This window comes from Microbulbifer sp. TB1203 (genome assembly GCF_030997045.1).
GTDB lineage: Bacteria > Pseudomonadota > Gammaproteobacteria > Pseudomonadales > Cellvibrionaceae > Microbulbifer.
Genome location: NZ_CP116899.1, coordinates 1,495,014 through 1,520,282 on the forward strand (window position 1 = coordinate 1,495,014; position 25,269 = coordinate 1,520,282).

23 protein-coding genes are annotated in these 25,269 nt (G+C 53.9%); 8 read left to right on the forward strand and 15 right to left on the reverse strand.

Going from position 1 to position 25,269, the window contains the following annotated elements:
- Nucleotides 1-369 precede the first annotated feature (369 nt).
- The 8 genes from PP263_RS06330 to PP263_RS06360 all read right to left on the reverse strand — a co-directional run bounded on the left by PP263_RS06330 (nt 370) and on the right by PP263_RS06360 (nt 10,108).
- A complete protein-coding gene (locus PP263_RS06330) occupies nt 370-597 on the reverse strand; it encodes a UPF0175 family protein (protein ID WP_308367518.1) in 228 nt (75 codons plus the stop codon).
- 28 nt (nt 598-625) lie between these two features.
- Nucleotides 626-751, reverse strand: coding sequence for a hypothetical protein (locus PP263_RS22680; RefSeq protein WP_374693700.1), 126 nt, complete (start codon nt 749-751; stop codon nt 626-628).
- 196 nt (nt 752-947) lie between these two features.
- Complete coding sequence (locus PP263_RS06335) at nt 948-1,871, reverse strand: M14 family metallocarboxypeptidase (protein ID WP_308367519.1); 924 nt, start codon at nt 1,869-1,871, stop codon at nt 948-950.
- Between the two features lie 88 nt (nt 1,872-1,959).
- On the reverse strand, nt 1,960-3,024 hold the full coding sequence (locus PP263_RS06340; protein ID WP_308367520.1) for a transposase: 1,065 nt from the start codon (nt 3,022-3,024) through the stop codon (nt 1,960-1,962).
- 197 nt (nt 3,025-3,221) lie between these two features.
- The gene (locus PP263_RS06345) at nt 3,222-5,594 is read right to left on the reverse strand and encodes a DNA polymerase II (RefSeq protein WP_308367521.1); all 2,373 of its coding nucleotides are present in this window, start codon (nt 5,592-5,594) and stop codon (nt 3,222-3,224) included.
- 126 nt (nt 5,595-5,720) lie between these two features.
- Nucleotides 5,721-6,995 (reverse strand): HAMP domain-containing sensor histidine kinase, encoded by a 1,275-nt coding sequence (locus tag PP263_RS06350; protein ID WP_308367522.1) that lies wholly within the window; start codon nt 6,993-6,995, stop codon nt 5,721-5,723.
- Nucleotides 6,995-7,672 carry a response regulator transcription factor gene (locus tag PP263_RS06355; RefSeq protein WP_308368574.1) on the reverse strand — a complete coding sequence of 226 codons (678 nt, stop codon included), beginning with the start codon at nt 7,670-7,672 and terminating at the stop codon, nt 6,995-6,997. Before PP263_RS06355 ends, PP263_RS06350 begins: the two co-directional genes overlap by 1 nt.
- Before the next feature lie 54 nt (nt 7,673-7,726).
- Nucleotides 7,727-10,108 carry a TonB-dependent receptor gene (locus PP263_RS06360; RefSeq protein WP_308367524.1) on the reverse strand — a complete coding sequence of 794 codons (2,382 nt, stop codon included), beginning with the start codon at nt 10,106-10,108 and terminating at the stop codon, nt 7,727-7,729.
- A 765-nt stretch (nt 10,109-10,873) separates the two neighbouring features.
- Here PP263_RS06360 and PP263_RS06365 point away from each other — a divergent pair.
- Nucleotides 10,874-13,066: a sensor histidine kinase gene (locus PP263_RS06365; protein WP_308367525.1), complete on the forward strand. Its 2,193-nt coding sequence runs from the start codon at nt 10,874-10,876 to the stop codon at nt 13,064-13,066.
- Nucleotides 13,067-13,068: 2 nt separating this feature from the next.
- Nucleotides 13,069-14,229: a hypothetical protein gene (locus tag PP263_RS06370; RefSeq protein ID WP_308367526.1), complete on the forward strand. Its 1,161-nt coding sequence runs from the start codon at nt 13,069-13,071 to the stop codon at nt 14,227-14,229.
- A 43-nt stretch (nt 14,230-14,272) separates the two neighbouring features.
- Here the strand turns inward: PP263_RS06370 and PP263_RS06375 are convergent, their stop codons facing one another.
- Nucleotides 14,273-15,862 carry a DNA (cytosine-5-)-methyltransferase gene (locus PP263_RS06375; protein WP_308367527.1) on the reverse strand — a complete coding sequence of 530 codons (1,590 nt, stop codon included), beginning with the start codon at nt 15,860-15,862 and terminating at the stop codon, nt 14,273-14,275.
- 72 nt (nt 15,863-15,934) lie between these two features.
- Here PP263_RS06375 and PP263_RS06380 point away from each other — a divergent pair, with 72 nt between their 5' ends.
- Nucleotides 15,935-16,387, forward strand: a complete 453-nt coding sequence (locus PP263_RS06380) for a very short patch repair endonuclease (protein WP_308367528.1) — start codon at nt 15,935-15,937, stop codon at nt 16,385-16,387.
- Between the two features lie 184 nt (nt 16,388-16,571).
- Here the strand turns inward: PP263_RS06380 and PP263_RS06385 are convergent, their stop codons facing one another.
- Together PP263_RS06385 and PP263_RS06390 are read right to left on the reverse strand one after the other, a co-directional pair.
- Nucleotides 16,572-17,015 (reverse strand): PrpF domain-containing protein, encoded by a 444-nt coding sequence (locus PP263_RS06385; protein WP_308367529.1) that lies wholly within the window; start codon nt 17,013-17,015, stop codon nt 16,572-16,574.
- An 80-nt stretch (nt 17,016-17,095) separates the two neighbouring features.
- Nucleotides 17,096-17,704, reverse strand: a complete 609-nt coding sequence (locus tag PP263_RS06390) for a tRNA-uridine aminocarboxypropyltransferase (protein WP_308367530.1) — start codon at nt 17,702-17,704, stop codon at nt 17,096-17,098.
- Here PP263_RS06390 and PP263_RS06395 point away from each other — a divergent pair.
- Nucleotides 17,671-18,129 (forward strand): GNAT family N-acetyltransferase, encoded by a 459-nt coding sequence (locus PP263_RS06395; protein WP_308367532.1) that lies wholly within the window; start codon nt 17,671-17,673, stop codon nt 18,127-18,129. The genes PP263_RS06390 and PP263_RS06395 overlap by 34 nt on opposite strands.
- A gap of 611 nt (nt 18,130-18,740) precedes the next feature.
- Nucleotides 18,741-19,220: a DUF4234 domain-containing protein gene (locus PP263_RS06400; protein ID WP_308367534.1), complete on the forward strand. Its 480-nt coding sequence runs from the start codon at nt 18,741-18,743 to the stop codon at nt 19,218-19,220.
- A 100-nt stretch (nt 19,221-19,320) separates the two neighbouring features.
- On the opposite strand, the gene PP263_RS06405 is transcribed toward PP263_RS06400, so the two are convergent.
- Nucleotides 19,321-19,497: a PrpF domain-containing protein gene (locus PP263_RS06405; RefSeq protein WP_308367536.1), complete on the reverse strand. Its 177-nt coding sequence runs from the start codon at nt 19,495-19,497 to the stop codon at nt 19,321-19,323.
- A gap of 124 nt (nt 19,498-19,621) precedes the next feature.
- Between PP263_RS06405 and PP263_RS06410 the strand changes: the two genes are divergently transcribed.
- From PP263_RS06410 to PP263_RS06420, 3 genes are all read left to right on the forward strand, one after another.
- A complete protein-coding gene (locus PP263_RS06410; protein WP_308367537.1) occupies nt 19,622-20,467 on the forward strand; it encodes an AraC family transcriptional regulator in 846 nt (281 codons plus the stop codon).
- A 100-nt stretch (nt 20,468-20,567) separates the two neighbouring features.
- Nucleotides 20,568-20,969: an SRPBCC family protein gene (locus PP263_RS06415; protein ID WP_308367538.1), complete on the forward strand. Its 402-nt coding sequence runs from the start codon at nt 20,568-20,570 to the stop codon at nt 20,967-20,969.
- A gap of 217 nt (nt 20,970-21,186) precedes the next feature.
- Nucleotides 21,187-21,537 carry a methylated-DNA--[protein]-cysteine S-methyltransferase gene (locus PP263_RS06420; RefSeq protein ID WP_308367539.1) on the forward strand — a complete coding sequence of 117 codons (351 nt, stop codon included), beginning with the start codon at nt 21,187-21,189 and terminating at the stop codon, nt 21,535-21,537.
- 51 nt (nt 21,538-21,588) lie between these two features.
- Here PP263_RS06420 and PP263_RS06425 read toward each other — a convergent pair whose 3' ends face one another.
- The 3 genes from PP263_RS06425 to prpF all read right to left on the reverse strand — a co-directional run bounded on the left by PP263_RS06425 (nt 21,589) and on the right by prpF (nt 25,225).
- Nucleotides 21,589-22,269, reverse strand: coding sequence for a PrpF domain-containing protein (locus PP263_RS06425; RefSeq protein ID WP_308367540.1), 681 nt, complete (start codon nt 22,267-22,269; stop codon nt 21,589-21,591).
- A gap of 142 nt (nt 22,270-22,411) precedes the next feature.
- Nucleotides 22,412-23,857 (reverse strand): helix-turn-helix domain-containing protein, encoded by a 1,446-nt coding sequence (locus tag PP263_RS06430; RefSeq protein WP_308367541.1) that lies wholly within the window; start codon nt 23,855-23,857, stop codon nt 22,412-22,414.
- Nucleotides 23,858-24,046: 189 nt separating this feature from the next.
- Nucleotides 24,047-25,225 (reverse strand): 2-methylaconitate cis-trans isomerase PrpF, encoded by a 1,179-nt coding sequence (gene prpF, locus PP263_RS06435; RefSeq protein ID WP_308367542.1) that lies wholly within the window; start codon nt 25,223-25,225, stop codon nt 24,047-24,049.
- Nucleotides 25,226-25,269: the final 44 nt, after the last annotated feature.

The window sequence follows — 25,269 nt, forward strand, 5'->3', positions numbered from 1 at the left end:
CCGAGAACACTCATGGTCAAGCCATATCTCCGAACATCTCAATGCCTCCGAATCGATTCCCCCCAATCAAATACTCGCATAATCACGATATATTTCCGAAAGATTCTCGGCAGTTACCTCTCGAGCAAACCGCAATTGTTCAAAACGCTTCGATGCATTTAAAAATCCAGACGGTGAAATCATTCACACACTCCTTGTTTACTGCGCCAGCCAATGAGAACGTCATTTAAATCTTAATTAACCGCCGTTTCAAGTAATAGTCAATAGCCTACCCACAGCAGAAAATCGCCAAATAGTACGATTGAACCAATTAAGGCGGCATGGTACGTGAAACAGCGGATCAACATCCCCGACTGCGACTTAGCAACTCTATAAATTCTTCAAGTCCGTTTCCAATTCGCTCTCATCGTAGTTGATGAACTGACCGTACTTACCCAAGATACCGTGGAACTCAATTTCTGAGGTACCAGTAATTTTTCCTCCCTGAACACCGTTGATTTTTTCCAGCTTGTATAGAGCTATCGCCAAGACCTCTAGCAACTCTTTCTCGTCAAGACCTAAACACTCGGCAACTTCATCATCCACGTCCAATTTCATAAACCACCCCCTTGGAGAGAATCACACTTCAATCGTTTCGCGCCACTCTAAAAATGTTGAGCTTACCCGCGCGCAATTTCTGCAGCGCGATCCTGGCCAAGTCGCGGCTCATGGCGACATCGGTACTGCACTCCTTCACCTTGATCGTGCCCACCTGATCGCCGGCGATGCCATCTTCCCAGGTCAGGGCACCGAGGATGTCACCAGGGTCCGGTCGCGATCGCGCTGCTCGAGGCCGTCATGCAGGGCCAGGGCACTGAAGCCGTACTCGCCCAGGGTATCGGCGACTTTTGATCGTCGACGGAGGCGATCCGCCGGCCGGGCCGCGCAGCCGCCGACTCCTGTTCCTCTTACCGGTGCGCCAACGCGTAGTCGATCGCCGCACACACCGCGACAGTCTGCGCGGTATTGCATTGCTCGGGAGTCGCGCGGGGGCTATCGGGGTAGACCTCGGTGGTGGTTTTGTAAGGGGCGTTGGTGATGCTCGCGCAAAGAGCGAGCTCCTTGAGCGGGTATTCAATGACACCCGGCGCGACCACCGGCGAGCCGATGATCTCGCCGTTGCCATCGGCCGGGGCGATATGGGTGACCTGCTCCACCGCCGCAATCACCGCCTGCTGGAACCCGGGCTGCGGGTTCTCGCTGTCGTCGACCAGATAGAAGCCGTCGGGAATCCCGCCCGGCTCGAACGGCTTGCCGTCGCGGGCGGCCAGCGCGGGGCGAAACTCGGTTTCGTCGGTATCGGTGGTCTCGTGCAGGTCGATATGCAACAGCGCACGATCGCGGACGGGCGCCACCAGTCGCATCAGCGCCGCCGACTCTTCAGCCGGACTACCCTCGCGGAACGAGCGGTTCGGATCGACCGCGTGCGGGTTCCAGCGATGGATGCGCTCGTAGGCCCAGGGGCTGACACAGGGCGCGACCAGCAGATTGACGCGGCCCGCGTAATCCAACCCATGCTCTTCGACGAATTGCAGCGCACCGTGTACACCGCTGGTTTCATAGCCGTGCACGCCGCCCGTCACCAGCACAACGGGCAGGTCGTCGCGCCAGTCGCGGCTGCGGATCGCCAACAGCGGATAGCTGTCGGGGCCATAGTCCAGACGGCCGTACTCTTCCACGTCGAAGCGCGGACGAAGGCGCTCGATCACGCTCAATACATCCGCCTCGTAGCTGCGTTGACGGGTCTGTCGCGACAACCACTCGGCGCGCTCCGCGTCGCCCCAGGGAGTGCCGGGGGTGCCGATTGGATAGGATGCGGGGGGCGTGTTCATAGTGCTTGTACTCCGGTGATGAGCGGGGCTGGCGGGCATTCTAGCACCCGGTCAGAAGTATTGCGGATCTCTTGACATCCTCCCCTTCCTAAAGGAAGGGGATTCCTCCGGCGAGACGCTCATGCCCGAGCGCGAGAATGTTCCTGGCCGCGTTGAGATCGCGGTTGTGCGAGGCACCACACTCGCAGCAGGTCCATTCCCTTATTCCGAGCGCTGCCCTACCTTTCGGACTGCTGCGGGGAATAACCCCGCAGCACGAGCAGCGCTGGGTGGTGTAGGACTCGTCGACCTCTTCGAACACGATGCCTGCGTGTGCGCATTTGTAGTCCAGCATCGTTTTCAATTGGCCCCAGCCGGCATCGAGCACGGATTTGGCCATGGAGGTTTTGACGAGTTGTTTAGAGCTGACATTGCCGACGAAGATGGCGGCACTACGGTCCACCAGCTTGCGACTGAACTGGTGCAGGTCGTTCTTGCGCCGGTTCCTGATCCTGGCGTGGATGGCCCTCATGCGGTGTTTCTTGCGGGCGCGCTGGGCGATGCCCAGTTTTTGCTGCTGGTCCCGGTACCAGCGGCCGGCTTCCAATTTCAGGGCCGGGTCACTGGTGGTGGCGATGTCCTTGAGACCCAGGTCGATGCCGATAGCGACCTTGCCGTGGTCAGGCTGCGGCTGAACCTCCACCGCCACATTGAAATACCAGCGCCCACGGGCGTCCTCCGAAAAACTGCCAGCCCGGAACCGGTATTGGCTGAGGCCATAGCTGTCCCAGACCTTGAAGTACAGGCCGGCATAGCGCACCTGGCCGGATACCCAGCGGGCGGCACCGGCCTTGAAGGGGACCCAGCCTAGGGAGCGGCGCACACCTCCTGAGCGGCGCCACTGCAGCTTAGCCTTGCAGAACTGCCGGCGCCGGGTGGCGAATTCCTCGGCGATGGCCTGGACGGCGGTGGAATCGATGGAGAGATAGCGGGAGCTGCCCTTGCTGTACTTCTGCAGGTCGTAGGCAGACAGCCATTGGCCGGTACGGTTCAAATGCTTGGCGGAAAGCTCGTTGTAGTAGTTCCACACCAGGTTGACGTCCCGGGCCATCTGGCGCAGGAGCTTGGTGTGTTTATCGCGCACGCGCACCTGGAGGGTTTTAATGAGCGGCATAGCTGGATATTAATCCAGTATCAAATAATCAGCAATGCTTTGCATTGCCCGCTATCCATCCCCGACCTGAAGGACGGGGCTTTCCGCGGCAAACTGGTAAATAAATGGGGGCCGGCTAATGGGTGACCCCATTTATGCTTCTGATGACGAGCGGGACTTCAATAGCGGACCTGTTGCACGGGATGTGATCCCGATGCTCAATCGGTCACTCCGAACAGGCCCAGCTGGCCATCCACCAGACTGTCGAAATCCAGTTCTATGAAGGGCAATATGGCATCGGCCACCGGCTTGAGCTGCCTGTCGATATAGTGCTGGTAATCCATCGGCGACTGACGGTGATCCACTGGCTCCGGGCCATTGAGGGTGATCACGTAACGAATCCAGCCCTTGTTCTGGTAGCGTGGCGCCAGCCCCTGCTGGCGGCGGAGTTCATCGGCCAGTCGCGCCGCGCGTACTTGGGGGGGCACGTTTTTTACGTATTGCTCCAGCTTGCGCCTGAGCCGCTTTCGATAGACCAGCTGCTCGTCCATGTCCCCGGTCCGGGTTTTCTCCACCATCGTGCGGATATAGTCGGACGGATCTTCCCCCTGAAACACCATGGCGTAGAGTTGGGTCTGGAACTGCTTGGCCAGGGCGGTCCAGTCGCTGCGCACTGTTTCCAGGCCCTTGAATACCAACTTTTCCTCGCTCCCTTTTTCCTCGCTCCCTTTCACCACCAGGCCCGCATAGCGTTTCTTGGAACCGGCCTCCGAGCCGCGAATGGTGGGCATCAAAAAGCGTCGGTAGTGGGTTTCAAATTCCAGCTCCAACTCGCACTCCAACGCCAGCTCTTCTTTGAGCTTGTGCCGCCAGCGCCCGTTGATCTCGCTGGCCAGACCCTTCCCGATCGCATCCGCCTCTTCGAGGCTGGGTCGGTCGCTCAGCCAGACAAAGATGGAATCGGTATCGCCGTAGATTACCCGATGGCCCAGTTCCTCTATCCAGCGGGCAGTCTGCTGCATGATCTCGTGACCGCGCAGGGTAATGGAGCTGGCCAGGCGCGTATCGTAGAAACGGCAGCCCCCTGAACCCAGCACCCCGTAGAAGGAGTTCATGATGATCTTGATGGCCTGGGAGCGGGCGGCATCCTGCTCCCGCTTGGCGATGTCCCGCTGGGCCCAGAGATTGGTAATGATGTCCGGCAGGAAGTGCTTGTCACGGGAAAAGCGCGCGCCGCGAAAACCGGGGATGGCATCGTCATCCGCCAGGCCCTCGACCAGTCCCATGGGGTCGATCTTGAAGGTGCGGATAATACTGGGGTAAAGGCTCTTGAAATCCAGTACCAGCACGTTGTCGTAAAGGCCCGGCCGGGAATCCATCACATAGCCGCCCGGACTGGCCAGGCCACCGTCGGCCGGCAGGTTGGGAGCCACATAGCTGCTGCGGTGTAGCCTGGGCAGGTAGAGGTTGGTGAAGGCCGCCACGGAGCCGCCACTGCGATCCAGCTCGAGGCCGGTGAGCTGGGCCCGCAGGCGCAGGTAATCCAGCAATCTGGTGTGCTGGAAAATGTCCCAGACCAGGCGGCAGTCTTCCAGGTTGTAAGCGGCCAGCTTGGGTTTGTTATGGCGAAAGTCGTGTTCAATCACGGCCAGGCGGTTGTCCACGTCTTCGGTGTCTTTGCCTCTGCCCAGCAGGGTTTGTGCCACGAATTCCAGGCTGAAACTTTCGAAGTTGTAGGTGGCGCTCTTTAGTCCGTCGATGCCGTCCAGTACCACCCGGCCCGGCAACGTCACGAAGCCCTGGCTGCCTTCCCGGCCATCCCGCCAGCGGGCATCAGCGCCACCACGCCCCAGCTTCAGGCGCAGGCCGTGGCACCCAGCCCTTTTCAACAGCAGCCGAAAATCAAAGTCCACCACCGACCAGCCGATGATGATGTCCGGGTCCAGTCGTTTGAACCTGACCTCCAGCGCTTTAAGCAGGGCCCGCTCGTCATCCACCCAGTGGATCGCGGTGCCGGCGCTCTGCGGCTGGCCCTCCGCCAAGCCCACCATTAGCACCTCCTCCACGCCATCGCCGTAGAGACCGATGGAATACAGCTCGCCCTGGCCGGAGCACTCCACGTCCAGGGAAACCACCTTGAAATCCGGCTGCACCTCGGCGCCCTTGAGGCGCACCTGGCGATATTCCGTATAGCCGTCTTTGGCCTGGGCCAAACCTTCAAAGTAGAGGCCACCCCGGGCAAAGCGCTCCATCAGGTAACGGTCGTGGAGACGAAAATCCCCTTCCAGCACGTCGATGCCGCGATTTTGCACCAGGGTCTGGGCCCGGCGGTGGGCGTCGATAGTGGGAAAATACAGCATGGCCGCTTCCTCGCGGCCAAAGGTCTGGAAGCCCAGCTGCTGCCAATCGTAGGGCACGCCGGCCAGAGCCTCGGTCACCTGGGTCCGGTCCGCCACCTTCACCATAAAGACAGGGCGCTCCCCTTCAATGACCAGCTTGACCGGGCCCTCGGGCGTGGCCAGCCAGTAGTGGATGCAGGTGCTGCCGCGCTGATCAAAGCTGTGGCGGCTGAGGAGGAATCCTTGAGGCAAGAGGCTGTTCTGGGTTGAGGTTTGGGTTGGAGCTTTTGTTGGCGATGGGCGCCATTCTACTGGATAAATGCACAGATATCAGCAATGGCCAGAGCTGGACGAGAGGGCTCTGATGGTCTGCCGTCGTCACCACGAAAGACGGGCGGCTACACGCGCCTCATCAGCGTGCAATGAAAAAGACCAGCCATTACGTTCACACAGCCGTTGAACGATACCCAGACCCAGACCATACCCGTTAGGCGACGACGCCTCGGTCAGTGTGTGCCGCTCATCAGCGTCACTACTCACCTGATTGGTGACGAATAGCACGTGCTCTTTGATGTGAATCTTGATCGGTCCCTGCCCGTCAAGCGTATGCTCGAATGCATTTCGCACCAGATTATTGACCGCGATAGAAAAAGCCTGTGAATGTCCGCAGGCAATGGGTTTTTCTAGATCATCGATTTCGACATCGATTAAGTCGATTTCAACATCGACGAACTTGCCGTTCAACAGGTGGCGCTGCTGATCTATCGCCTGGCTTATCAGCGGCATCACTGAAAACTGTTCGTCATACAACCCGTCGTCGGTTTCGCGAGCGAGGCACAGGAACATCTCAATCGTGGCTTTCATTTCGAAGGTCGCACGCCTCACTCGATCTACCACCTTCGCATCGGTCGTTGACAGATCGCTTTGTTCCAACAGCTCAAGCGCGCCTATTATCACAGTGATCGGCGTCCGCAACTCATGACTGGCTGAACCGGTAAAGTATCGCTCCCTCTCAACAAATGCGCTGATACGCTCAAGCGTCTTCTCCATGGTCCTGGCGAGCACGCCAACCTCATCATCGCCGAACCGGCTTGACTCTATGCGTTTATGATCTTCGGCCGATAGTTTTTCTGGGTCGATGTCCGCGACCACTTTAGCGAGTTGCGCGACAGGGGCGACCGCTCTACGCATCACAAGAACTCCCAGCCCGAAACCAAGAGCACCGAGCGTACCCACGACTCCGGTGATAACGAGCAGCAACCACCAATCCTCTGACGACGCAGCCTCAATCCCGGCAACGTCGAAAACCACAAATGCGTTTCGCTGTTCATTGTTGGTAGGTAGCTTTTCATTGTCGGTAGATAGCACGGCGACATGCAACTCTTCGGCTTCGAATTCGTACAACCCTTCATCTGGGTTTGTCTGCGCCCATTCCCTGAGTGATTCCGGCAAGCTACCAACCTCATCGTATCCGCGAAGGTTCGTCGTCAGAGAGGGATAGCTTTCGGCGGCACGCTGTAGCTGACTCGCCAGCACACGGTCTTCGCTCAACCTGATCGCAGAGAAGAAAGCGAACCCCCAGGCCACGCTGAGTACAGCAACACACATTGCAAATGCAATGGCGACACGCTTACGTAAACTGTACCGGTACATTACTGAGCATCCTCCGCAATTCGGTACCCGATTCGATGCACCGTATGAATTAACGGGCTATCAAACGGCCTATCGATGGCCTGCCGCAGCTTGTACATATGCGAGCGAAGCGCATCACCATCGGGGCGCTCGTCAGCCCACAACAAAGTTTCGAGATCATCGCGAGCCACAACAGACGGCGCCGTCTCCATCAAACGTTGAAGTAGTCTCATGCCAGCAGGGGTGAGATCGATGCGCCGCCCCGCGCGATGCACTTGCAGCGTGGACCGATTCATCGTCAGATCACCTACAGTTAACAGGTTGTCGGTTTTTCCGTGTCTACGTTTGTACAACGCCTGCAGTCGCGCATGGAGCTCTTGCAATGCGAATGGCTTTACCAAATAGTCATCGGCTCCCGCCCTGAACCCCTTAAGTTTATCGTCAAGCGTGTCTCTCGCCGTTAGCATAAGCACGGGCGTTTCTATTCCGGCATCAGTTCGCAGCTTTTGGCAGAAACTCAGGCCATCCATCCTTGGAAGCATGAGGTCCAGAACAATAACGTCGAACCGATTCGTCAACGCCAGGTGCATCGCGCTTATACCGTCATAGGCAAAATCCATAACATAGCTATGCTTTTCAAGATACGCGGCAATGTTCTCGCAAATGTCGCGGTTGTCTTCGACAATCAACACTCTAATCGGCACGGCACCAAGCACGTGTACCATCTGCTGCTCCCCCTTACCAGGCACGATTTACCAGGCATAGTCCAGCCGCAGGCCAATAAGCGGCTCGGCTTCGCTATCGTCTTCCACCTCAATGCCTCGGCGGTAGTCAAACTCGGAGTCGTCGCTCGACGACGCTGCCGTTACGTTGATGACATCGAGAAAGGCTGTTACATCGATAGGGCCAAATGCGCGCCGGTAGTCAACGCGAACGTTCAACGATCCGGAACCGCTATTGCGACCGACATTGCGCTCAGTGATCTCTTTCGAGAAGCGTAGAGGTTGTCCAGCTCCCAATACGTCTGAGTGAATAATAAAGACGTCGTCCGGCCTGCCGGAGAGATATTTGTAGCGCCCGGCTACCTTCCAGCGGTTGCTGATCTCCCAGGTCAGGCCGAGGGTAGCGACATGCTCGCGGCTGAATTCGGCGGCAACGTCACCGCGTCCGTCTTTCCGGTCGACTTCGGCATCGTTATAAGAGTAAGTTGCGGTAGCGTAAATACCCTCGCGAATCATACCGTTGGCCACGACATCAACGCCGTACGATGTGCCGTCACCAATGTTTGCAAAGGTTCCGCTTGCTCGATCAAGGTCTACCACCAGATTGTCGAGGTTTTGATAATAGGCTTCCGTCAACACCGACCAACTGTTGTTCGGAAAATATTCAAAACCGATACTACCGTGCGTGATTTCTTCGTTCTCAAGGTCGTTCGACTCGTTAGCGGCAAGGTCTAAAAACCGTGGCGACTGGTGAAAGAGCCCTGCAGTCGCAAAATATCTAACCGTTTTACTCGGCCGCCAATTGACGCTGAACCTGGGCGACGCGAAGCTTTGGTCTGCAAAACCGTCCCGCTCGAACCGCACGCCTGTGCGAAAATCCCAATCGCCTCGCTCAAAAAGCTGTTCTACATAACTTGCATAGCTCGTTTCCTTCTGAATCAGTGAAGAGTTGATGTTCGCGGGCGTCAGAACAATATAACGCTGATCTGGGTCTGGTCTAAAATCATCGTCGTCGTAGACAAATCGGACCCAATCGCCATCCAAGACGGTGTCATAGTCCAGTTCAATTTGCGTTACTCGAACGCCGGCACTGAACACGCCCCATTGATTCACTGTCTCGAAGTCGCTTCGCCAGCCGATCTCTGTCTCATCTTCACCGATGGTAATAATGTCTTCCCGCACCGGAAAGCTGGACGCGGGCGATCCCGCAGGTACCAGATCAGGAAATGATTCACCCTCTGAACTAATCTTGTCGCTTGTGCGGTAGTAAATCTTGTTGGTCAAGACAGCTTCTTCACCGATCAATGATCGCAATGTCAGACCGTACAAATCACTATCCTGTTCAGAATCTTGAAGCGCAGCATCTTCGAAATTGATCGACTCGAAAACGTGAGTCACGCCGCGGGTATAGTCTTCGCGTGTATCTATCAGTAGAATTTCGAACGTGTGGTTCTGGTTGATTGGTATGACCGACTTTACGATGATGTCTCTTAAGACAGGCTCCCCAATATCGAGTTCTTCGATAGTTTCAAAAAAAGCGCCGAAATCCAGTCGTCGAGCAGAAACGAGCAACGTAGAGTCTTCCGTGATACCGGTAGGGCCGTCGTAACCAACTTCATAGCCCGCAAGGTCGAGGCGCAGACTTGCTGAAGGGCTTGGATTGCCATCGGCGACTTCCAGTTTGAGTAGCGATGCTGCCCGGCCGCCATAAGCCGCACTCCACCCACCCGGTGAAAATTCTGCACCACTGATAACGTTCGGTGCGAAAATCGAGAAACGGCCGCCACCACCGACATCTTCTTCTTCACCCAGAGTCGCATCAAAGTGTATCGCTTTGTCAAAGGGAAAATCATCAACGAATAGCAAATTATCTCTTGGGCCACGGCCGCGTACGCTAAAGCTCGCGAATTCACTGGCGGATGCCAGGCCAGGTAAACCATCCAGCGAGAGGAGCGGATCTGCACCGCCGCCAACAGCACTTCGCAACGCTTCTCTATCGAGATAGGTGCTGTTAACTGATAATGCTTCAGCTTGCTGTCCGAGAACCGCCACCTCCTCAATTGCCTGCCCCCCAAGCTCGAATTCAAGCTTGATATTTTTGCGCGTAACCACGCGTACGCTTGGCTCATACAATGCATTGAACCCGCCTTTGGCTACCCTCACCGAGTAGAGGCCGGGGTCGAGCTGTTCAACGACGATGCGACCTTGTGCGTCGGTTTCTACAGATCGCGTGGAATTGGTTTCCCGTTCCTCGATCGTGACCTCCACCGCTGAGAGTGGCCGGTCAGTGTTCTGATCTCTGACTACGAAAGTCAGCGCACCGGGCGCCTCTGCTGCCTGGGTAAAAAGTGGAAATCCAATCAGGAGCGCCGATAGAGTCAACCGCGATACCCGTCTCAATTGCCTGCTCATATTGCTATCCCTCCAACAATCTGCCGTTTTTATTTGGTGAAACGCTGGGAGGTTAGCAGCACCAATGTGACTAAAAAGTCGCTGAAATGTGAAAACAACATCAGAGCCCGGATGCCTACAGCTGGTTCAGCTCAAGGGAAATACTGGCACCAGGCTATTTAATGCGGTGTGCGGGACGTTTTGAAACGCTACTTGCGCCTCATTCTTTTCCTGTCATTCGTGTATATCTAGACTTTAGAACGCACCAGGCCGCCAGCGGCCACTTTTTAACCGCTAGAGCCCCAATGCAACTCCGTTCACTTGTTTAAAAGACCCTTTATTTTACTTCCTCTATCCGCTAGCGGATAAAAAACCACCAGATGGCGACTCGAGTTTCCTGCATGTCGCATTCCACCAGCCGCCAACACTAACGTGCCGTAATGAATGAATGGGGTCACCCATTAATGGGACCATGTCAAATGTAAGGCCTGACTCCGTGATCCTTAGGTAAGGCCTGACCCCGTGATCCTTAGGCCTGACCCCGTGATCCTTTGACCCCGTGATCCTTGCAGGCCATGTCAAATATAAGACCTAACCTTGTGCTCTCTTTGGCCCTGTGCTCTCTTCATCTATCTGAACGGATGATATGGGAACGGGAGTCTGGTAGACCACTTAATATTCCCAGGGTAGATTGAATCAGGACTTACTTCTATAAACCAGACTTGTTATTCTAAGCAATGATAGCAGCCTAGCTTCTAGTGCAGGAAATCAAACGAGAACCATTAAATGGCAAAGCTAAAGCCTAGGGCCCGGATTATCCGAACAATTGGTGACCAGCTAATCAGCGGTCCTGAAGCTGCGATAATCGAATTGGTCAAGAATTCATATGATGCTGAAGCAACTTATGCAAAGGTCAAGTTTGGATATTCCGATATGGAAGGCCTCTCCATCATCGTTAAAGATGATGGTCATGGAATGACCTATGAAGAAATTGTTGACAATTGGCTCGAACCTGCCACAGATGCGAAGATTAAGAACCTTTGGTCCCGAAGCGGGGCCAGAAGACTTTTAGGCGCCAAAGGCATTGGCAGATTTGCAGTATCGAGATTAGGCGAAATAAGCTTACTGACTACCACTGCAGAGAATACCGAAACCGGAAGTTTGGAGCGCAGCAGTATCTGTGTAGATTGGTCTTCCTTTACCGCTGAAAAATATCTTGAAGATATAGATCTGGATATAGTGAAGGAAAGCGTTGAAAAAAGTACTGCCACAGGCGTAGAAATTGAAGTAGCTCAACTACGTGAAGTTTGGACCAAAAAACAGCTAGAACATCTTATCATCGAACTCAGAAGATTGTCTCACCCCAGAAAAGAAGATAAGTTTTCAATTTACCTGGATATTGAGTGCTTTAACGAAAATAACTCAACCTTTGATGGCGCCACTATTTTTAATCAGCAGAATAGTAGTCTTCATATATCCACAGAAGCTGCGCTCGAGGGTGAAGATAAGCATCTCATTCAGCCGTATGAGGTTGGAGAAATTACCGACTACAGACTGGAAGGCCACTTTTTAAACGATGGCACGTTTCAGGGGATATTTCAGATCCAGCGTGGTGATAATGCGGCTCAACCTATCGAGCTACCTCCATTGGCGCTGCAAGAAGGAGAACGTTCTTGTGGCCCAGTAAAAATTCGGCTAAATATTTTTGATAAAGAACCAGACTCGATAGAAAAATTATTCGGAAGAATGCAGCTGAATTTTTCAAATTTTGGAGTGAGAAACGCTAGAAAAATCCTCAGGGATTTTTCTGGCGTTTCAATTTCCAGGAATGGATTTCGAATTAGGCCATATGGCGACCCAGATTTTGATTGGTTAGGGTTACAAGCAAAACGTGTTCAGGAACCATCAAAGCGACTGGGTTCAGATCAGGTTTCCGGCTATGTGGAAATTGAAGATGAGATTGAGTCAGGAATTATTGAAAAGAGCAGCAGGGAAGGTCTCGAAGAAAATGGAGCATACCGGCGACTTAAATCTCTAATCTATCAACTTTTACCGCACATTGAGGAACGACGATTTGATTTCCGGGAAAAAGCAGGCATTGGAAGAAAGCCTGCAACCAACCTGGAAAAGGCTCGCGAGGCGTCGAAGCTGAAACAAGTCAGTAAAGCGCTGGAGAAAGTGCCCCAGGAATACAGATCCAAGCTAGTTGCGGCAATTGATAAAGACGCGATGGCAATCAACGACATGCTGGACGAAGTCGACGCTTATCAGAAGCTACTACAGTCACGGTCTGCACTTGGACTGGTTGTCGCAGAGGTTATCCATGAGGGGCGTCGTCGGCTAGATCCAATGTTAACCTCCGCAAAAACATTAAAGGCAGATCATAAATATGCTTTCGAAGATAGCAAAATTGGAGAGCTATACCGGAGAAATTTTCCTACCGAGATTGAAACTTTGCTTTCCGGTGGGACAGCTTTAGCCAAACTTTTTAAGAGACTTGACCCGATTTCAGGTCGAAGGAGAGGTAGACCCACCAATTTCAAGGCTGAAGAAGTATTGGATGATGCTCTATCAATTCTCCAGAACAAACTTGGCAGTGATGGAATCGAGGTGAAGTGTGATTTCCCTGCAGGAATTAAGTGTTACGGCTATCGAGAGGACTTGAATGCAGCGTTTTTGAACATTATCGAAAATGCAGCTCATTGGCTGTCAACTGTCGAGGGGGGAGAGAGACAGCTAGCAATCGATGCTAGAAGCGACAAAAACAAGGCCTTTATTTCTATTTCAAATAGCGGCCCGGAAATTGATGAAGCATATCAAGGCAGGCTGTTTGATGCGGGGTTTTCCCTCAAGTCGGACGGCAACGGCTTGGGACTAGCTATTGCAAGAGAGGCCTGCAGGGCCAGCAATGGTGATTTGTATTTAGATGCAGACGCCGTACATACAACTTTTATTATTGATTTTCCTTTAGGTGGTTAGAGATGGATGGGGCCAGACTATTAATAGTTGAAGATGATGCTGCACAAGTAGATACATGGAAAAGGCAAATTGAAAGAAACAATGCAAAAAATGAGGAGAACTACAGCGCAGATTACGCTTCATCTTATGAACAAGCGGAAAAATTAATAAATAGTAATAAATACGATGCAGCTATCGTTGATATTAGGCTGGAAAATCCTATTGGAGTACAGGAAGCGACCACAGAAGGAAATGACGTTAGAGATCTCTTGCTGCGCTCAGAAATAGTCTTAGTTGCTCACGTGACCGGCGAACCTGATGCAGTAAATATTGGTGATGCACATTACAAGGGTCTCGTGCGAATTTTTACCAAGGCTGACTCTTCAGAAGAAAGATCAGTTCATGAGGAGGTTCTATCTTGGCTGAGAGAAAAGTCCGACATCATCGAAGCCATGAAAACTGTTAAGTCCAATATTGCCTCAAAAATGGCCGACCTTTTCTATGCTTCAATTTGGCCAAGATGGCCGGGCTGGAAATCAGCAAGCGACGAGAATGGCGACTTTATTTCCTCCAGCATCACCCGCCATATAACTTCGCACCTGTATTCAAAATTTCTTGAGGAGGGAGAAGGTAAAGTTCATCCGGAAGAGTGGTACTTTCAGCCACCATCACAGGATAGATTTCATACCGGAGACATCGTTAAAATTGGTGATTCTCATTATATTCTTGTTACTCCTCGCTGTGACCTGGAGAGGCTTTCTCCCGGCAGCACTCTGCTATTTTCCAAGATGAAAATCGCAGAGTGCTGGACTGAAGAAAAGAAGAAGGTAGATGAAAAAGTTGCCGGATTGACCAGTCAACTTAAAGGGGCAAATGAACAACGACAAACAAAACTGAAAAAAAAAATAGGCGAAGCGTACTCGAGTTTCAGAAAGAAATACTATGGGCACCAAGATGGAAATTTCAGCCTGCACTTTTTACCTGAAATTACGAAACCATTCGAAGACGCCCAAGGTCCTTTTTTCGTCGATTTTAGTGACATAACAACCATTGTAATTGGGAGCGGCAGGGAAGAAGAGCTCGAAAAAATTGCCGCGTTATCCCCTGAGTTTGTTCCCGCTCTAGTTCAGCGACTTGGGGTATTTATGAGCAGAATAGGTTCGCCAGACTATAGCCATTTTTAATGAATATAGCTGAGTTTCAGTAGAGAAGTGCTTACTCTCTTCTCTACTGGATAAGCTGAAATACTATACCTGCGATCTGCCTAGCTAGATAAGGTGGGACAGCATTACCGACTTGCACATATTGCTGGGTCTGGTTTCCTTCAAAGCAATAGTTGTCAGGAAATGTCTGAATTCTAGCTGCCTCCCTAACAGTCAGGCTTCGACATTGCTTTGGATCATAGTGAATAAAGTAATGGCCGTCTCGGCCTATATGGCTCGTGATTGTTGTCGCGTAACGGTTTTTTATCTGCACCCTAAATCTATCTGAAAACTTACCGCTATCCCAGCTTTTGTGTTTTGGGGCTAAAAAACCAGGGAATTCGCTCTTTGTTGGGGATGGATTCCTGTCCCTCCTGTTTAGTTCCGCATAGCTGGCGCAGAACATGTATCGCTGAAGGTCTGACCTCATATGACCCCGGGCGTAGTGGTTAAGAATTCCTCCCAATGAGCTGTCTAGATAGAAATTTGCAAGCTTTTCATTTTCGAGGGATGAGTTAAGGTTGTATTTTAAGAATCTTTTATGCCCTCTTTTTTTCCGGGGAACAGTCAGATTGTTAGCTACGCTTAGCACTTTCTCAGCGAGCTCACTCCTACCACTAGAGAAGAGTTTGCCTGCCAAGTCAAAGCCAACTTCCTGGACAATTTTTTTCCATGACTCAGGAGAGTCTTCTTCTTTAGATACACCACTTCTTACATTTGGCAAATCGCCAATAACGTCTTTAACATGGACCTTCCGTCCTGGCACCAGGGTTCTTGGTGTCTTTTTTAATGCCAGATCCTTTCGAACCCCCAATAGGATAACCCTATGCCTTGACTGCGGCACCCCGTAATCTTCAGCTTTGATTACATAATCATTCAAATCCTGATAATTGGGATAGTTATCAGAAGCCAACTTATTGTCAGGTTCTTTAACCAATGAATATATATAGTAATGTTGCTTAGTAGTTGTTCCTTGAGTCAGCTCTAAAGCTGCGCCGGGGCATTCCAAGTCTTTCAAAATTTTGGGGAAAATAGGTTCTCCATGAACCTTCGCTGTCACTAATCCGCGCACATTTTCCATTACAAAAACTTCGGGCTGCACTTCTGCCAATACTTTCAGGTATTCCTTGTACAGGAAATTCCTGCGATCGTCCTCCGCGATGTACCCCTTCAAGCTACTATTCTTCACCCGCCCCATAACTGAGTATGCCTGGCAGGGAGGGCCTCCTATAACAACGAATGGACCGTCATGAGCCCTTTTGATCTCTTTGAGGCGGCCAAATACTATTCGGTCGTGTTCTGCATTACCTAGTTCTTTGGGACCGTATAATGTTTCTTTTCTGGCACTTTCCCATTCTTCAGGATAGGAGTTGGATAGGTGACTAGTGCCAAGCCTCTCGTCCCTTAAATATTCGTAGTATTCCTTGGGTACTCCTTTTCCAGAGAACTTTCGATAAAATGACCTTAATGTGAGAGTCTTGTGGGCGCTTTCCTCTTTTTCTACGGAAATCTTGATCTCGAAAGGATGATAATTTTCCACTTTTAAAGATGAGAAGCCTTCCCCAAGTCCGCCAGGGCCGGCAAATAGGTCAATTACAGCAATATCTTTGTTCATTTATTGATCATTAAGCATATAATAGCGGATTAGAATACCAGTAATTTCAGCTTATTCCAGGAGCAAAATTGGATGGTAGATATTGTTGATAAATCAACCAGGTCAAGGATGATGTCTGGCATCAGAGGGAAAGACACTAAGCCAGAAATTGCTATCAGGAAGGCGCTGTTTCGAGAGGGATTTCGATATAGGATTCATTACAGGAAGTTGCCAGGAAAGCCAGATCTTGTCTTTCCTAAGTACCGGGCGATCATTCTGATCAATGGATGCTTCTGGCACCGACATAATTGTCATTTGTTCAAATGGCCGTCAACTCGCGTTGACTTTTGGAGAGAGAAGATAAATTCCAATGTTGCAAGGGATGCAAAGAACCTCGCCATTTATGAAAGTTTGGGTTGGAAGGTTATGACAGTGTGGGAATGTGCTGTGAAGGGGCGGACACATTTGTCCACTGAAGAGATTGTTTGCATCATAATCAATTGGCTACAGTTTGACTCCAAAAGTGCTGAGATTGCAGGTCGTTAGTTCCGTTTGAGTCGAATGTAGGGGCTGTGCTCATTTCATTGCGCTCTCTTGATACGCAAATTTGCCAATTTAATTCAATTTAACAAACATAAAAAAGCGAGCCGGAACCTAACCCGCTTTTTCAGCTTCCGAAATCAGCTTAAACAGTACTCACAGATTTTCGCTGACCCTCCTGCAAACCGGACTAAAAGCACTCCCCAGACACCCGCACCCACCCTTCCATCAGAACCCGCGCACTGCGGCTCATTATCGCCTTGGTGGCAGTCCATTGTCCATTGACGACTTCTGCTTCCGCACCGACCCGCAATGTGCCGGACGGATGGCCGAAAGTAACGGCATTGGGCTCCCCTCCCCCAGCGGCCAGATTGACCAGGGTGCCGGGGATGGCGGCAGCGGTGCCGATAGCCACGGCGGCGGTGCCCATCATGGCGTGGTGCAGTTTGCCCATGGACAGGGCGCGCACCAGCAGGTCGATATCATCCACTACCACTTCCTTGCCACTGGATGCCACATAGCCCTGGGGCGGCGCGACGAATGCGACCTTGGGGGTATCCTGGCGGTTGGCTGCGTCTTCCACCTTGTCGATCAGGTCCATTTCCACTGCGCCATGAGGTGCGCCGTGAATCATGTTTCGTCCACGATTTCGGGTTCCGAGCTGAGCTGCAGGCTTCCCTATAGAGTCCCCAATTATCCTCAGATTTTTTCTGGCTAAAAATTGGCTTTTTGCAGCGCGATCATCTTTTCAAATGGCCGCAGCATGACCTTAAAATCCCGCTCCGGCTCCAGTTGCTGCATAGTTATCACAATGCTTTCCAAAGTCGACAGGCTGTTCGCAAGCGAGGAATGCCGAATCTGGTAGTTGGAACCCCACTCTCCTGCCAAACTGATCCGGGGCAACTGCTGCAGCGCCGGGTGGAGGTGGAGCATTTTCTTGGACTTCCGCCAAGTAGCGTCGATCACCACCAGTTGTTCCAGATCCTCGGGCTGCAGCGTGCCAGGCTCCATCTGCTCTACTTCCGGCAGCCAGCTCAGGAAAGGGTACAACAAGGCTGAACGGGGAGTCAGCAGCTGTGCCAGCTCTGCCTCGGACAGGCTTTCCGCCACCACCAGCTCACTATTCTTCAGACACAGGTGCGCCATACGCCCGGTGTTGAACGGGTGCTTCTGTTCCAGGGGGTGCTGTATGATCAGCACCTCAATTCGATTGGCGATCTCGACCAGTGCGCTGCAGTAGCAGACCTTCAGCGGGCGTTGGCAGGTTGGGCAGGTTTGGCGCGGCATAGATGACTGAAGATCAGGATTTTTCGGGGCACTCATTCTCGGCGCAGTGGCTTTCCGAGGCGGAGATGCCGTTGGCCAACAAATTCTACCGCATGCACAAATTCCGCGGCAAAGCGCGGCGGAATGAGCCGTGCATGGTCGTTCGGGGCGATCAGGGGCAGATTGTTGCCTGTGGTTGTCTGAGGAAGCTGGCGGATTGCCAGTTGCTGGCGGGGGTGGCTGTGGCGGAGGAGTTTCGTGGTCGAGGTGTAGCGCGACTGTTATTGAGGGGTATGGCGGGGGCGTTTGACGGGAGTACTTTTACCTTTCCGTATAGGCATTTGGTGCCATTCTATGAATCTTTGGGGTTTGTGGTGGTTGATGAGGCTGGGCAGCCTTCTGCGATCATTGACCGCTTCCAGACCTATGTGAAACAGGGGCGGGATATTCTGATTATGAGATATCAAGGGGCGCCGCGGTAATTTGCTAAGCCCGTTGATTTCGGCAGGTTCAGCGGTACTGGATGCCGGATCAAGTCCGGCATGACGAGTATTCAAGGACTTGGGCCCAGTTTTCCACCGTTGACCGCTTCCAGACCTATGTGAAACAGGGGCGGGATATTCTGATTATGAGATATCGAGGGGCGCCGCGGTAATTTGCAAAGCCCGTTGATTTCGACGGACTCAGCGGTACTGGATGCCGGATCAAGTCCGGCATGACAAGTATTCAAGGACTCGGGCCCAGTTTTCCACCGTTGACCGCTTCCAGACCTATGTGAAACAGGGGCGGGATATTTTGATGATGAGATATCAAGCGGCGCCGCGGTAATTTGCTAAGTCCGTTGATTTCGGCGGGTTCAGCGGTACTGGATGCCGGATCAAGTCCGGCATGACGAGTATTCAAGGGCTCGGACCAGCTTTCTCAGGGACGGGATATCGTGTTGCAGCAGTGGCAGAACTTTGTTTCCACGGTTCTACAAGCCGAATGACCAAGGTATCGGCCTGTGATACGCTTTGGTGGAAGCTTACGCCAACCCCCTATGAGTAGAAGGGTCGGCACGGCGCAAGAAAAACAAGATCAAAGGAACCTTCCGATGGAATCCAATCCGTATAGTGCACCAACTTCCGAACTGACTGCCGCAACTGATGATCTCATTTCCGGCGACTTCCAGCGCTTCAGCGCCTGGTGGGTATTTATTCTCTCAATTGTTACCTTGGGAATTTACCCTGTTTACTGGATTTGCACCCGCGCCCAAGTGGTCAACCGCATCCACGACAATCCGATCGCTCCCGCCTGGTTCTACCTGATGGCAATATTTTGTGCACTGACCTTCTTGGCAGGGTTTATCATCCCTGAGATGGGCATTTTTTATCTGATGGTGTACATCGGCTATATAGTGACTTACCTCGCGAGCCTGTTTAAAGTCAAAAACCGCCTGCAGGATCTCATGAGTCAGAGCACCGGCTCTGCCTATCGCCTGGGCCCGGTCATGACTTTCCTGTTCAACAGTATCTACTTGCAATACAAAATCAACGAGTTTATCGACCAGAGCCAGCAATCAGCTGACAAGTAACCCATTCCCTCCGGGCGTTTCCCTTTGCCGCACGGCTTCGCGCGGCAATTGGCAAAGGCGGCCGGCGCACCGTGGGGCGGGAAATCCCGCCCTGCTCTCCTTAGAAAGAATCGCCTGGGACCCGCACCCACCCCTCCATCAGAATTCGCGCGCTGCGGCTCATAATGGCCTTGGTGGCGGTCCACTGGCCGTTGGCGACTTCCGCTTCGACGCGCAGAGATGCCAAACGGGCACCCAAGCCCTTGACGATGGTATCCTTTACAGGCAATCTGAACAAAATTCAACCAGAGGATGGCGGCCTGGGAAAAACGATCCAGATGCCAGGCGACCACTTTGAGGACTCAAGCGAGAGTCGAGTGTTCGTATATGTGGTGCCATCCAAGGAATAACTGGTTTATTCAATGCCGACCATCACCAATCTCCACAGTGGTTCAATCTCCGTACTCGATTATCGCTGTACCGCAGAGCCCGGCGACGAGCCCTTTTGGGAAGTTCACCACTATCATTCCGTTTCCTATGTTCGCAAAGGCAGCTTCGGCTGTTGCGTCCGGGGCAAGAACTTTGATCTCGTGGCCGGTTCAGTATTCGTGGGCAGAGCCAATGACGAATATATGTGCACACACGATCATCACAACGGTGGTGACGAATGCCTGTCGTTTCAACTGATTCCCGAGTTGGTGGAATCTATTGCTCCGGGTTTTCAGGGTTGGACCGTGGGTGGCGTGCCTCCGTTGACGGAATTGATAGGACTCGGCGAGCTGGCCCAGGCCACAGCGGAAGGTCACACTGCACTTGGAGTCGAGGAAGTGGGCATGATGTTTGCTGCACGCTTTGTGGAGCTGATCGCGGGTCGTGGCAGGAAGCCTGTTAAGCTGCGTCCACTGGACCGCCGTCGCGCCGTGGAATCGGCATTGTGGATCGACGAGTCCGCCGAGCGAACCCTTCATCTGGATACTTTGGCCCGGGAAGCGGGCTTGAGCCCATTTCACTTCTTGAGGATGTTCAGCAAAGTCCTGGGCGTCACGCCACATCAGTACCTGATACGTTCCCGGTTGCGCCGGGCTGCGCGCCTTTTGTCCACGGATGACCGAACGATTACGGATGTCGCATACGATAGCGGCTTCGCGGATGTGTCAAATTTTGTTCGCACTTTTCACCGGGCTACCGGTGCGTCACCGGCAAGATTCCGCCAGGCTGCTCGGGGTAACCGCAATATTTTCCAAGAACTCTTCCCGCAGGGCTTCTAACATCACGCTTTCGAGTAATCCTTGGAGCATGTGATGACACAAAACTGTATTAGCCCGACACCCAAAAGCCTTGTATTGCGCCTGAAACAGGAGGACTCCCATGGCCTCAATTCGTAAAGAAATCACCGTTGACGCTCCTGTTGATGTCATTTGGGATGCTCTGCGGGATGTCGGTGCACTGCATACGCGCCTGGTACCGGGCTTTGTCACGGACACGAAACTTGAACCCGGCGCACGTATAGTGACGTTTAGCAACAGGCAGGTAGTTCGGGAGCTTATTGTCGACGTAAATGACACAGACCGGCGCGTTGCCTGGGCTGTCACGGACGAACCCTTTCGCCACTACAATGCATCGGCGCAGGTATTCGCCGACCCATCTGGTTCCAGTCGCTTTGTCTGGATCGCCGACCTGTTGCCAGATGAGTTAAAGGACCACGTCTCCGCGATGATGGATGCCGGTCTCGGTGCCATTAAAACTAAATTTGATGGCTCGGGAGTATAGGCGAAGGAGGTGATGTGAAGGTCTATACCCTCTTCGATACGATGCTGGGGTATTGCGGCATAGTGTGGACAGCGCCCGGGTCGGTGGGCGCTTTCCCGGTAACCGCTTTTCAACTGCCCGAGGCAACACCACTCCTGACGGAAGCCCGAATTGAAAGGCGCTGGGAGGCAAAGAGAGCGCAGAGTGTCCCCCTCCCATACAGAAAATCATCAGACGGGTGAAGCTCCATCTCAGTGGGGAAGCCCAGGATTTTAGTGATATCGAGCTGGACCTGGACGGGGTTGGTAAGCTTGCAAAAGCAATTTACCAAGCCCCACGCGCCATCCCCGCTGGACAGGCGACAACCTATGGCCAACTGGCGGAAGCAGCAGGTTGCGCAGGTGCCGCACGCACCGTTGGCCAAGCTATGAGCAGGAATCCGGTCCCGCTGATTATTCCCTGCCACCGCGTCATTGCCGCCGACAACAGGCGGGGAGGCTTCTCCGCTCACGGCGGTTTGACGACCAAAGCGAAAATGCTCGAGATCGAAGGAGTAACCCTCGGCCGCCCCGTCACGGTTCGGACCTGAAGCAACCAATATTGGCACAACCCGGCTCGGAGGGTAGCCATGGGGAAAGCTTTACAGCTCCAGCGGAACCCGCACCCACCCTTCCATCAGTATCCGCGCACTGCGACTCATAATGGCCTTGGTGGCAGTCCACTGGCCATTAGCGATTTCCGCTTCCGCACCGACGCGCAATGTGCCGGACGGGTGGCCGAAGGTGACGGCGTTGCGCTCCCCTCCTCCGGCAGCCAGGTTGACCAGGGTGCCGGGAATGGCGGCGGCGGTGCCGATGGCGACGGCGGCGGTGCCCATCATGGCGTGGTGCAGTTTGCCCATGGACAGGGCGCGTACCAGCAGGTCGATATCACCGGCCGCGACTTGCTTACCGCTGGATGCCACATAATCCTTGGGCGGCGCGACGAAGGCGACCTTGGGGGTATGCTGGCGGTTGGCTGCGTCCTCGACCTTTTCGTTCAGGCCCATTTCCACTGCGCCATAAGCACGAATGGCTTCGAACATGGCCAGGGCCTTGTCGTCGCCGTTGATGGCTTCCTGCAGTTCGGCGCCGGTGTAGCCGATATCCGCGGCGTTGACGAAAATCGTCGGGATGCCGGCGTTGATCATGGTGGCTTTCAGGGTTCCTACGCCAGGCACTTCCAGTTCGTCTACCAGGTTGCCGGTGGGGAACATGACTCCCTTTCCACCTTCGTCTTCGGGGCCGTCCGCCGGTCCATAAACTATGGCTGCGTGGGACACGCCTTACTCGTCTCACGCAGAATAGGCCGGGATGTTTATCCTGGGAAAGATCAGTACGTAACCCTGGATTGAATTCAACCTCCGGGGCGGCCACCAATACAAAGAAGCCGAAGTCTGGTTTCGGCCGGTTAGGGGCGGGTGTTCATGTATTGTCCTTGAGCACTTGCTCGCCCTTATTGGTGAGGCAGTACTTTTGCAGGCGGCTGCTGGGTTTGTCCGGCAGGGTCATTTCGATCAGTCCCATAGAAATCAAGCGTTTGATCTGCTTATTCAGTTCACCGGAAACGCTTTGGTGGCCCAGTTCACCGGCCAAAGCGGCCTTGCCCATTGGCTGTTCGGCAAGCAAAGGCAGGATACGGGACGCCAGCCGTGACTCTAGCCGTGACTCTAGCCGTGACTCTAGCCGTGACTCTAGCCGTGACTCGGGCTGCGACTGGGTCACAAACTGGGACTGAGCGAGCGGAACGATAAGGCGCAGGCGGTTGGCAACCTCCTCTATGCGAGGCTCCGGCAGCCCCTGGGCAGCGGCTTCGGCAAAGATGCGAGGAATGCCGCTGCCCCACTGCTCTACAAGTTTCAGCTCGCGAAATACCCTGGCGATCACCGGATTGCGGATCATGGAAACGCCGCGTCTCATGTCCTCGATGGTCATGCCGGGCATCAGCATGCCGGGACTTTCGATTTCAATGCGGTCGTCAAAGAAGGCGATGCGGATCGGCGAGCCACGTTGAGAGTAGTCACTGTGTACCAGCGCATTGATGATCGCCTCCCGCAGGATAGTGAGCGGTATGCTCCAGTGGTCGGTGCGGCGCATGCCAGCGAATTCGGCACTCTTGAAGGCGTGCTTCTTGAGAAACAGCTCGATACTGTCCACTGCCTGGGGCAGATGATCATGGAGTTCAGCCTGGTCGAAGATGTCCACCTTGTCGGTGCCACGAAAACGCCCACACTGAATCCAGGCATCATCAAAATGGAGATTTCGCTGTTTGCCGAACAAGAGCACTGCACCCTGACTGGGCACCCAACGGCCCTGATGGCGTACCAGCAGCTTGAGGGTAACCAGTTTCTGTTCATCCAGGCGAATATCAGCACCGAACTGCTGTTGCATGGCATCCTGGTCGAGATCGTCCAGGCTGAGCTCCGGCATGGGCATGGCATCGAAGGTTTCACCCATTGCCTGGCGTTGCAGCTCGGCAATCAGTTGCGGGTCAGCTCGCCGGTTGCTGGAGCCGATGCGCACCAGAACGCCCTGCTCTGGCCCTTTGGCTTTGAGGTAGTGGGGCCGCGAGCTGCTCAGGAATACTTCAACACGCAGCAGGGTTTTGTCCGCGAAAGTCAGCAGTTCGATGCTGGGCAACAGACGAGGAGCAATACTGTCTGCAATCAGGCTGGTAAGCCGCTCCTCTTCAGCCAGCGGGTCTTCCACTCCGACAATGCCGCCGTCATCGGCTACGCCAATAATCAGCTGGCCGCCCGCAGTATTGGCAAACGCTACCAGGGTCTTGAGTAGCGGCAATGGTGAAGAAAGGTCGCGCTTGAATTCAAGCTGCTTTCCCTCAGGCTGCTGCAGCAGTTGACTGATGTCCATGTTAGCTGTGGCCTGTGATTCATGGTCGTCGTTGTCACATTTAACGCAGGCGCATGAGCTTGCCGGTACACACTGCGGTAACTAGTTTCCGTTCAGAAACGCGTAAACCAGTTGAAAATTTACGCGTTGCACCTCCTCGACCGCGAGATCCGCGGGTGCGACACAAAGTTTACACCCGGCAAAGCCACCTTAGAAGCAATCACCGGGTACCCGTACCCAGCCCTCCATCAGCACCCGCGCGCTGCGGCTCATAATGGCCTTGGTGGCGGTCCATTGTTCGTTGACGACTTCCGCTTTCGCGCCGACACGCAAGGTGCCGGACGGATGGCCGAAGGTCACGGCGTTGCGCTCCCCTCCTCCGGCGGCCAGATTGACCAGGGTACCGGGGATGGCGGCGGCGATGCCGATAGCGACGGCGGCGGTGCCCATCATGGCGTGGTGCAGTTTGCCCATGGACAGCGCGCGTACCAGCAGGTCGATATCACCGGCCGCGACTTCTTTACCACTGGATGCCACGTAGTCCTTGGGCGGCGCGACGAATGCGACCTTGGGGGTATGCTGGCGGTTGGCTGCGTGCTCGACCTTTTCGATCAGGCCCATTTCCACTGCGCCATAAGCACGAATAGCTTCGAACATGGCCAGAGTCTTGTCGTCGCCGTTGATGGCTTCCTGCAGTTCGGTGCCGGTGTAACCGATATCCGCGGCGTTGACGAAAATCGTCGGGATGCCGGCGTTGATCATGGTGGCTTTCAGGGTTCCTACGCCAGGCACTTCCAGTTCGTCTACCAGGTTGCCGGTGGGGAACATGGCCCCCTCGCCGTCGGCGGGGTCCATAAACTCGATCTGGACTTCGGCCGCCGGGAAGGTGACGCCGTCCAGTTCGAAGTCGCCGGTCTCCTGCACTTCGCCGTTGGTGATGGGCACGTGGGCGATGATGGTTTTGTGGATGTTGGCCTGCCAGATGCGCACGGTGCAGATGCCGTTTTCCGGAATGCGGTCAGGATCGACGAAGCCGCTGTTGATGGCGAAGGCGCCGACGGCGGCGGTGAGGTTGCCGCAGTTGCCGGACCAGTCGACGAAGGGCTTGTCGATGGAGACTTGGCCGAAGAGGTAGTCGACGTCGTGATCGGGCTTTTCGCTCTTGGACAGGATCACGGTTTTGCTGGTGCTGGAGGTGGCGCCGCCCATGCCGTCGGTCTGTTTGCCGTAGGGGTCGGGGCTGCCGATTACGCGCAGGAGGAGTTTGTCGCGGGCTTGGCCGGGTACTTGTGCGGCTTCCGGGAGATCCTGCAGGCAGAAGAAGACGCCTTTGCTGGTGCCGCCGCGCATGTAGGTGGCGGGGACTCGGATTTGGGGAGGATGAGTCATTTATTCACTCTCGGATTTGTTTTGTGTCGGGTGCACCGGGCCGG

Excerpts from the sequence above, each read along its gene's own strand:
- PP263_RS06330 (WP_308367518.1), bottom strand. The coding sequence starts at position 597 with ATGAAATTGGACGTGGATGATGAAGTTGCCGAGTGTTTAGGTCTTGAC.
- PP263_RS06335 (WP_308367519.1), bottom strand. The coding sequence starts at position 1,871 with ATGAACACGCCCCCCGCATCCTATCCAATCGGCACCCCCGGCACTCCC.
- PP263_RS06340 (WP_308367520.1), bottom strand. The coding sequence starts at position 3,024 with ATGCCGCTCATTAAAACCCTCCAGGTGCGCGTGCGCGATAAACACACC.
- PP263_RS06350 (WP_308367522.1), bottom strand. The coding sequence starts at position 6,995 with ATGTACCGGTACAGTTTACGTAAGCGTGTCGCCATTGCATTTGCAATG.
- PP263_RS06360 (WP_308367524.1), bottom strand. The coding sequence starts at position 10,108 with ATGAGCAGGCAATTGAGACGGGTATCGCGGTTGACTCTATCGGCGCTC.
- PP263_RS06365 (WP_308367525.1), top strand. The coding sequence starts at position 10,874 with ATGGCAAAGCTAAAGCCTAGGGCCCGGATTATCCGAACAATTGGTGAC.
- PP263_RS06370 (WP_308367526.1), top strand. The coding sequence starts at position 13,069 with ATGGATGGGGCCAGACTATTAATAGTTGAAGATGATGCTGCACAAGTA.
- PP263_RS06375 (WP_308367527.1), bottom strand. The coding sequence starts at position 15,862 with ATGAACAAAGATATTGCTGTAATTGACCTATTTGCCGGCCCTGGCGGA.
- PP263_RS06380 (WP_308367528.1), top strand. The coding sequence starts at position 15,935 with ATGGTAGATATTGTTGATAAATCAACCAGGTCAAGGATGATGTCTGGC.
- PP263_RS06385 (WP_308367529.1), bottom strand. The coding sequence starts at position 17,015 with ATGATTCACGGCGCACCTCATGGCGCAGTGGAAATGGACCTGATCGAC.
- PP263_RS06395 (WP_308367532.1), top strand. The coding sequence starts at position 17,671 with ATGACTGAAGATCAGGATTTTTCGGGGCACTCATTCTCGGCGCAGTGG.
- PP263_RS06390 (WP_308367530.1), bottom strand. The coding sequence starts at position 17,704 with ATGAGTGCCCCGAAAAATCCTGATCTTCAGTCATCTATGCCGCGCCAA.
- PP263_RS06400 (WP_308367534.1), top strand. The coding sequence starts at position 18,741 with ATGGAATCCAATCCGTATAGTGCACCAACTTCCGAACTGACTGCCGCA.
- PP263_RS06410 (WP_308367537.1), top strand. The coding sequence starts at position 19,622 with ATGCCGACCATCACCAATCTCCACAGTGGTTCAATCTCCGTACTCGAT.
- PP263_RS06415 (WP_308367538.1), top strand. The coding sequence starts at position 20,568 with ATGGCCTCAATTCGTAAAGAAATCACCGTTGACGCTCCTGTTGATGTC.
- PP263_RS06430 (WP_308367541.1), bottom strand. The coding sequence starts at position 23,857 with ATGGACATCAGTCAACTGCTGCAGCAGCCTGAGGGAAAGCAGCTTGAA.
- prpF (WP_308367542.1), bottom strand. The coding sequence starts at position 25,225 with ATGACTCATCCTCCCCAAATCCGAGTCCCCGCCACCTACATGCGCGGC.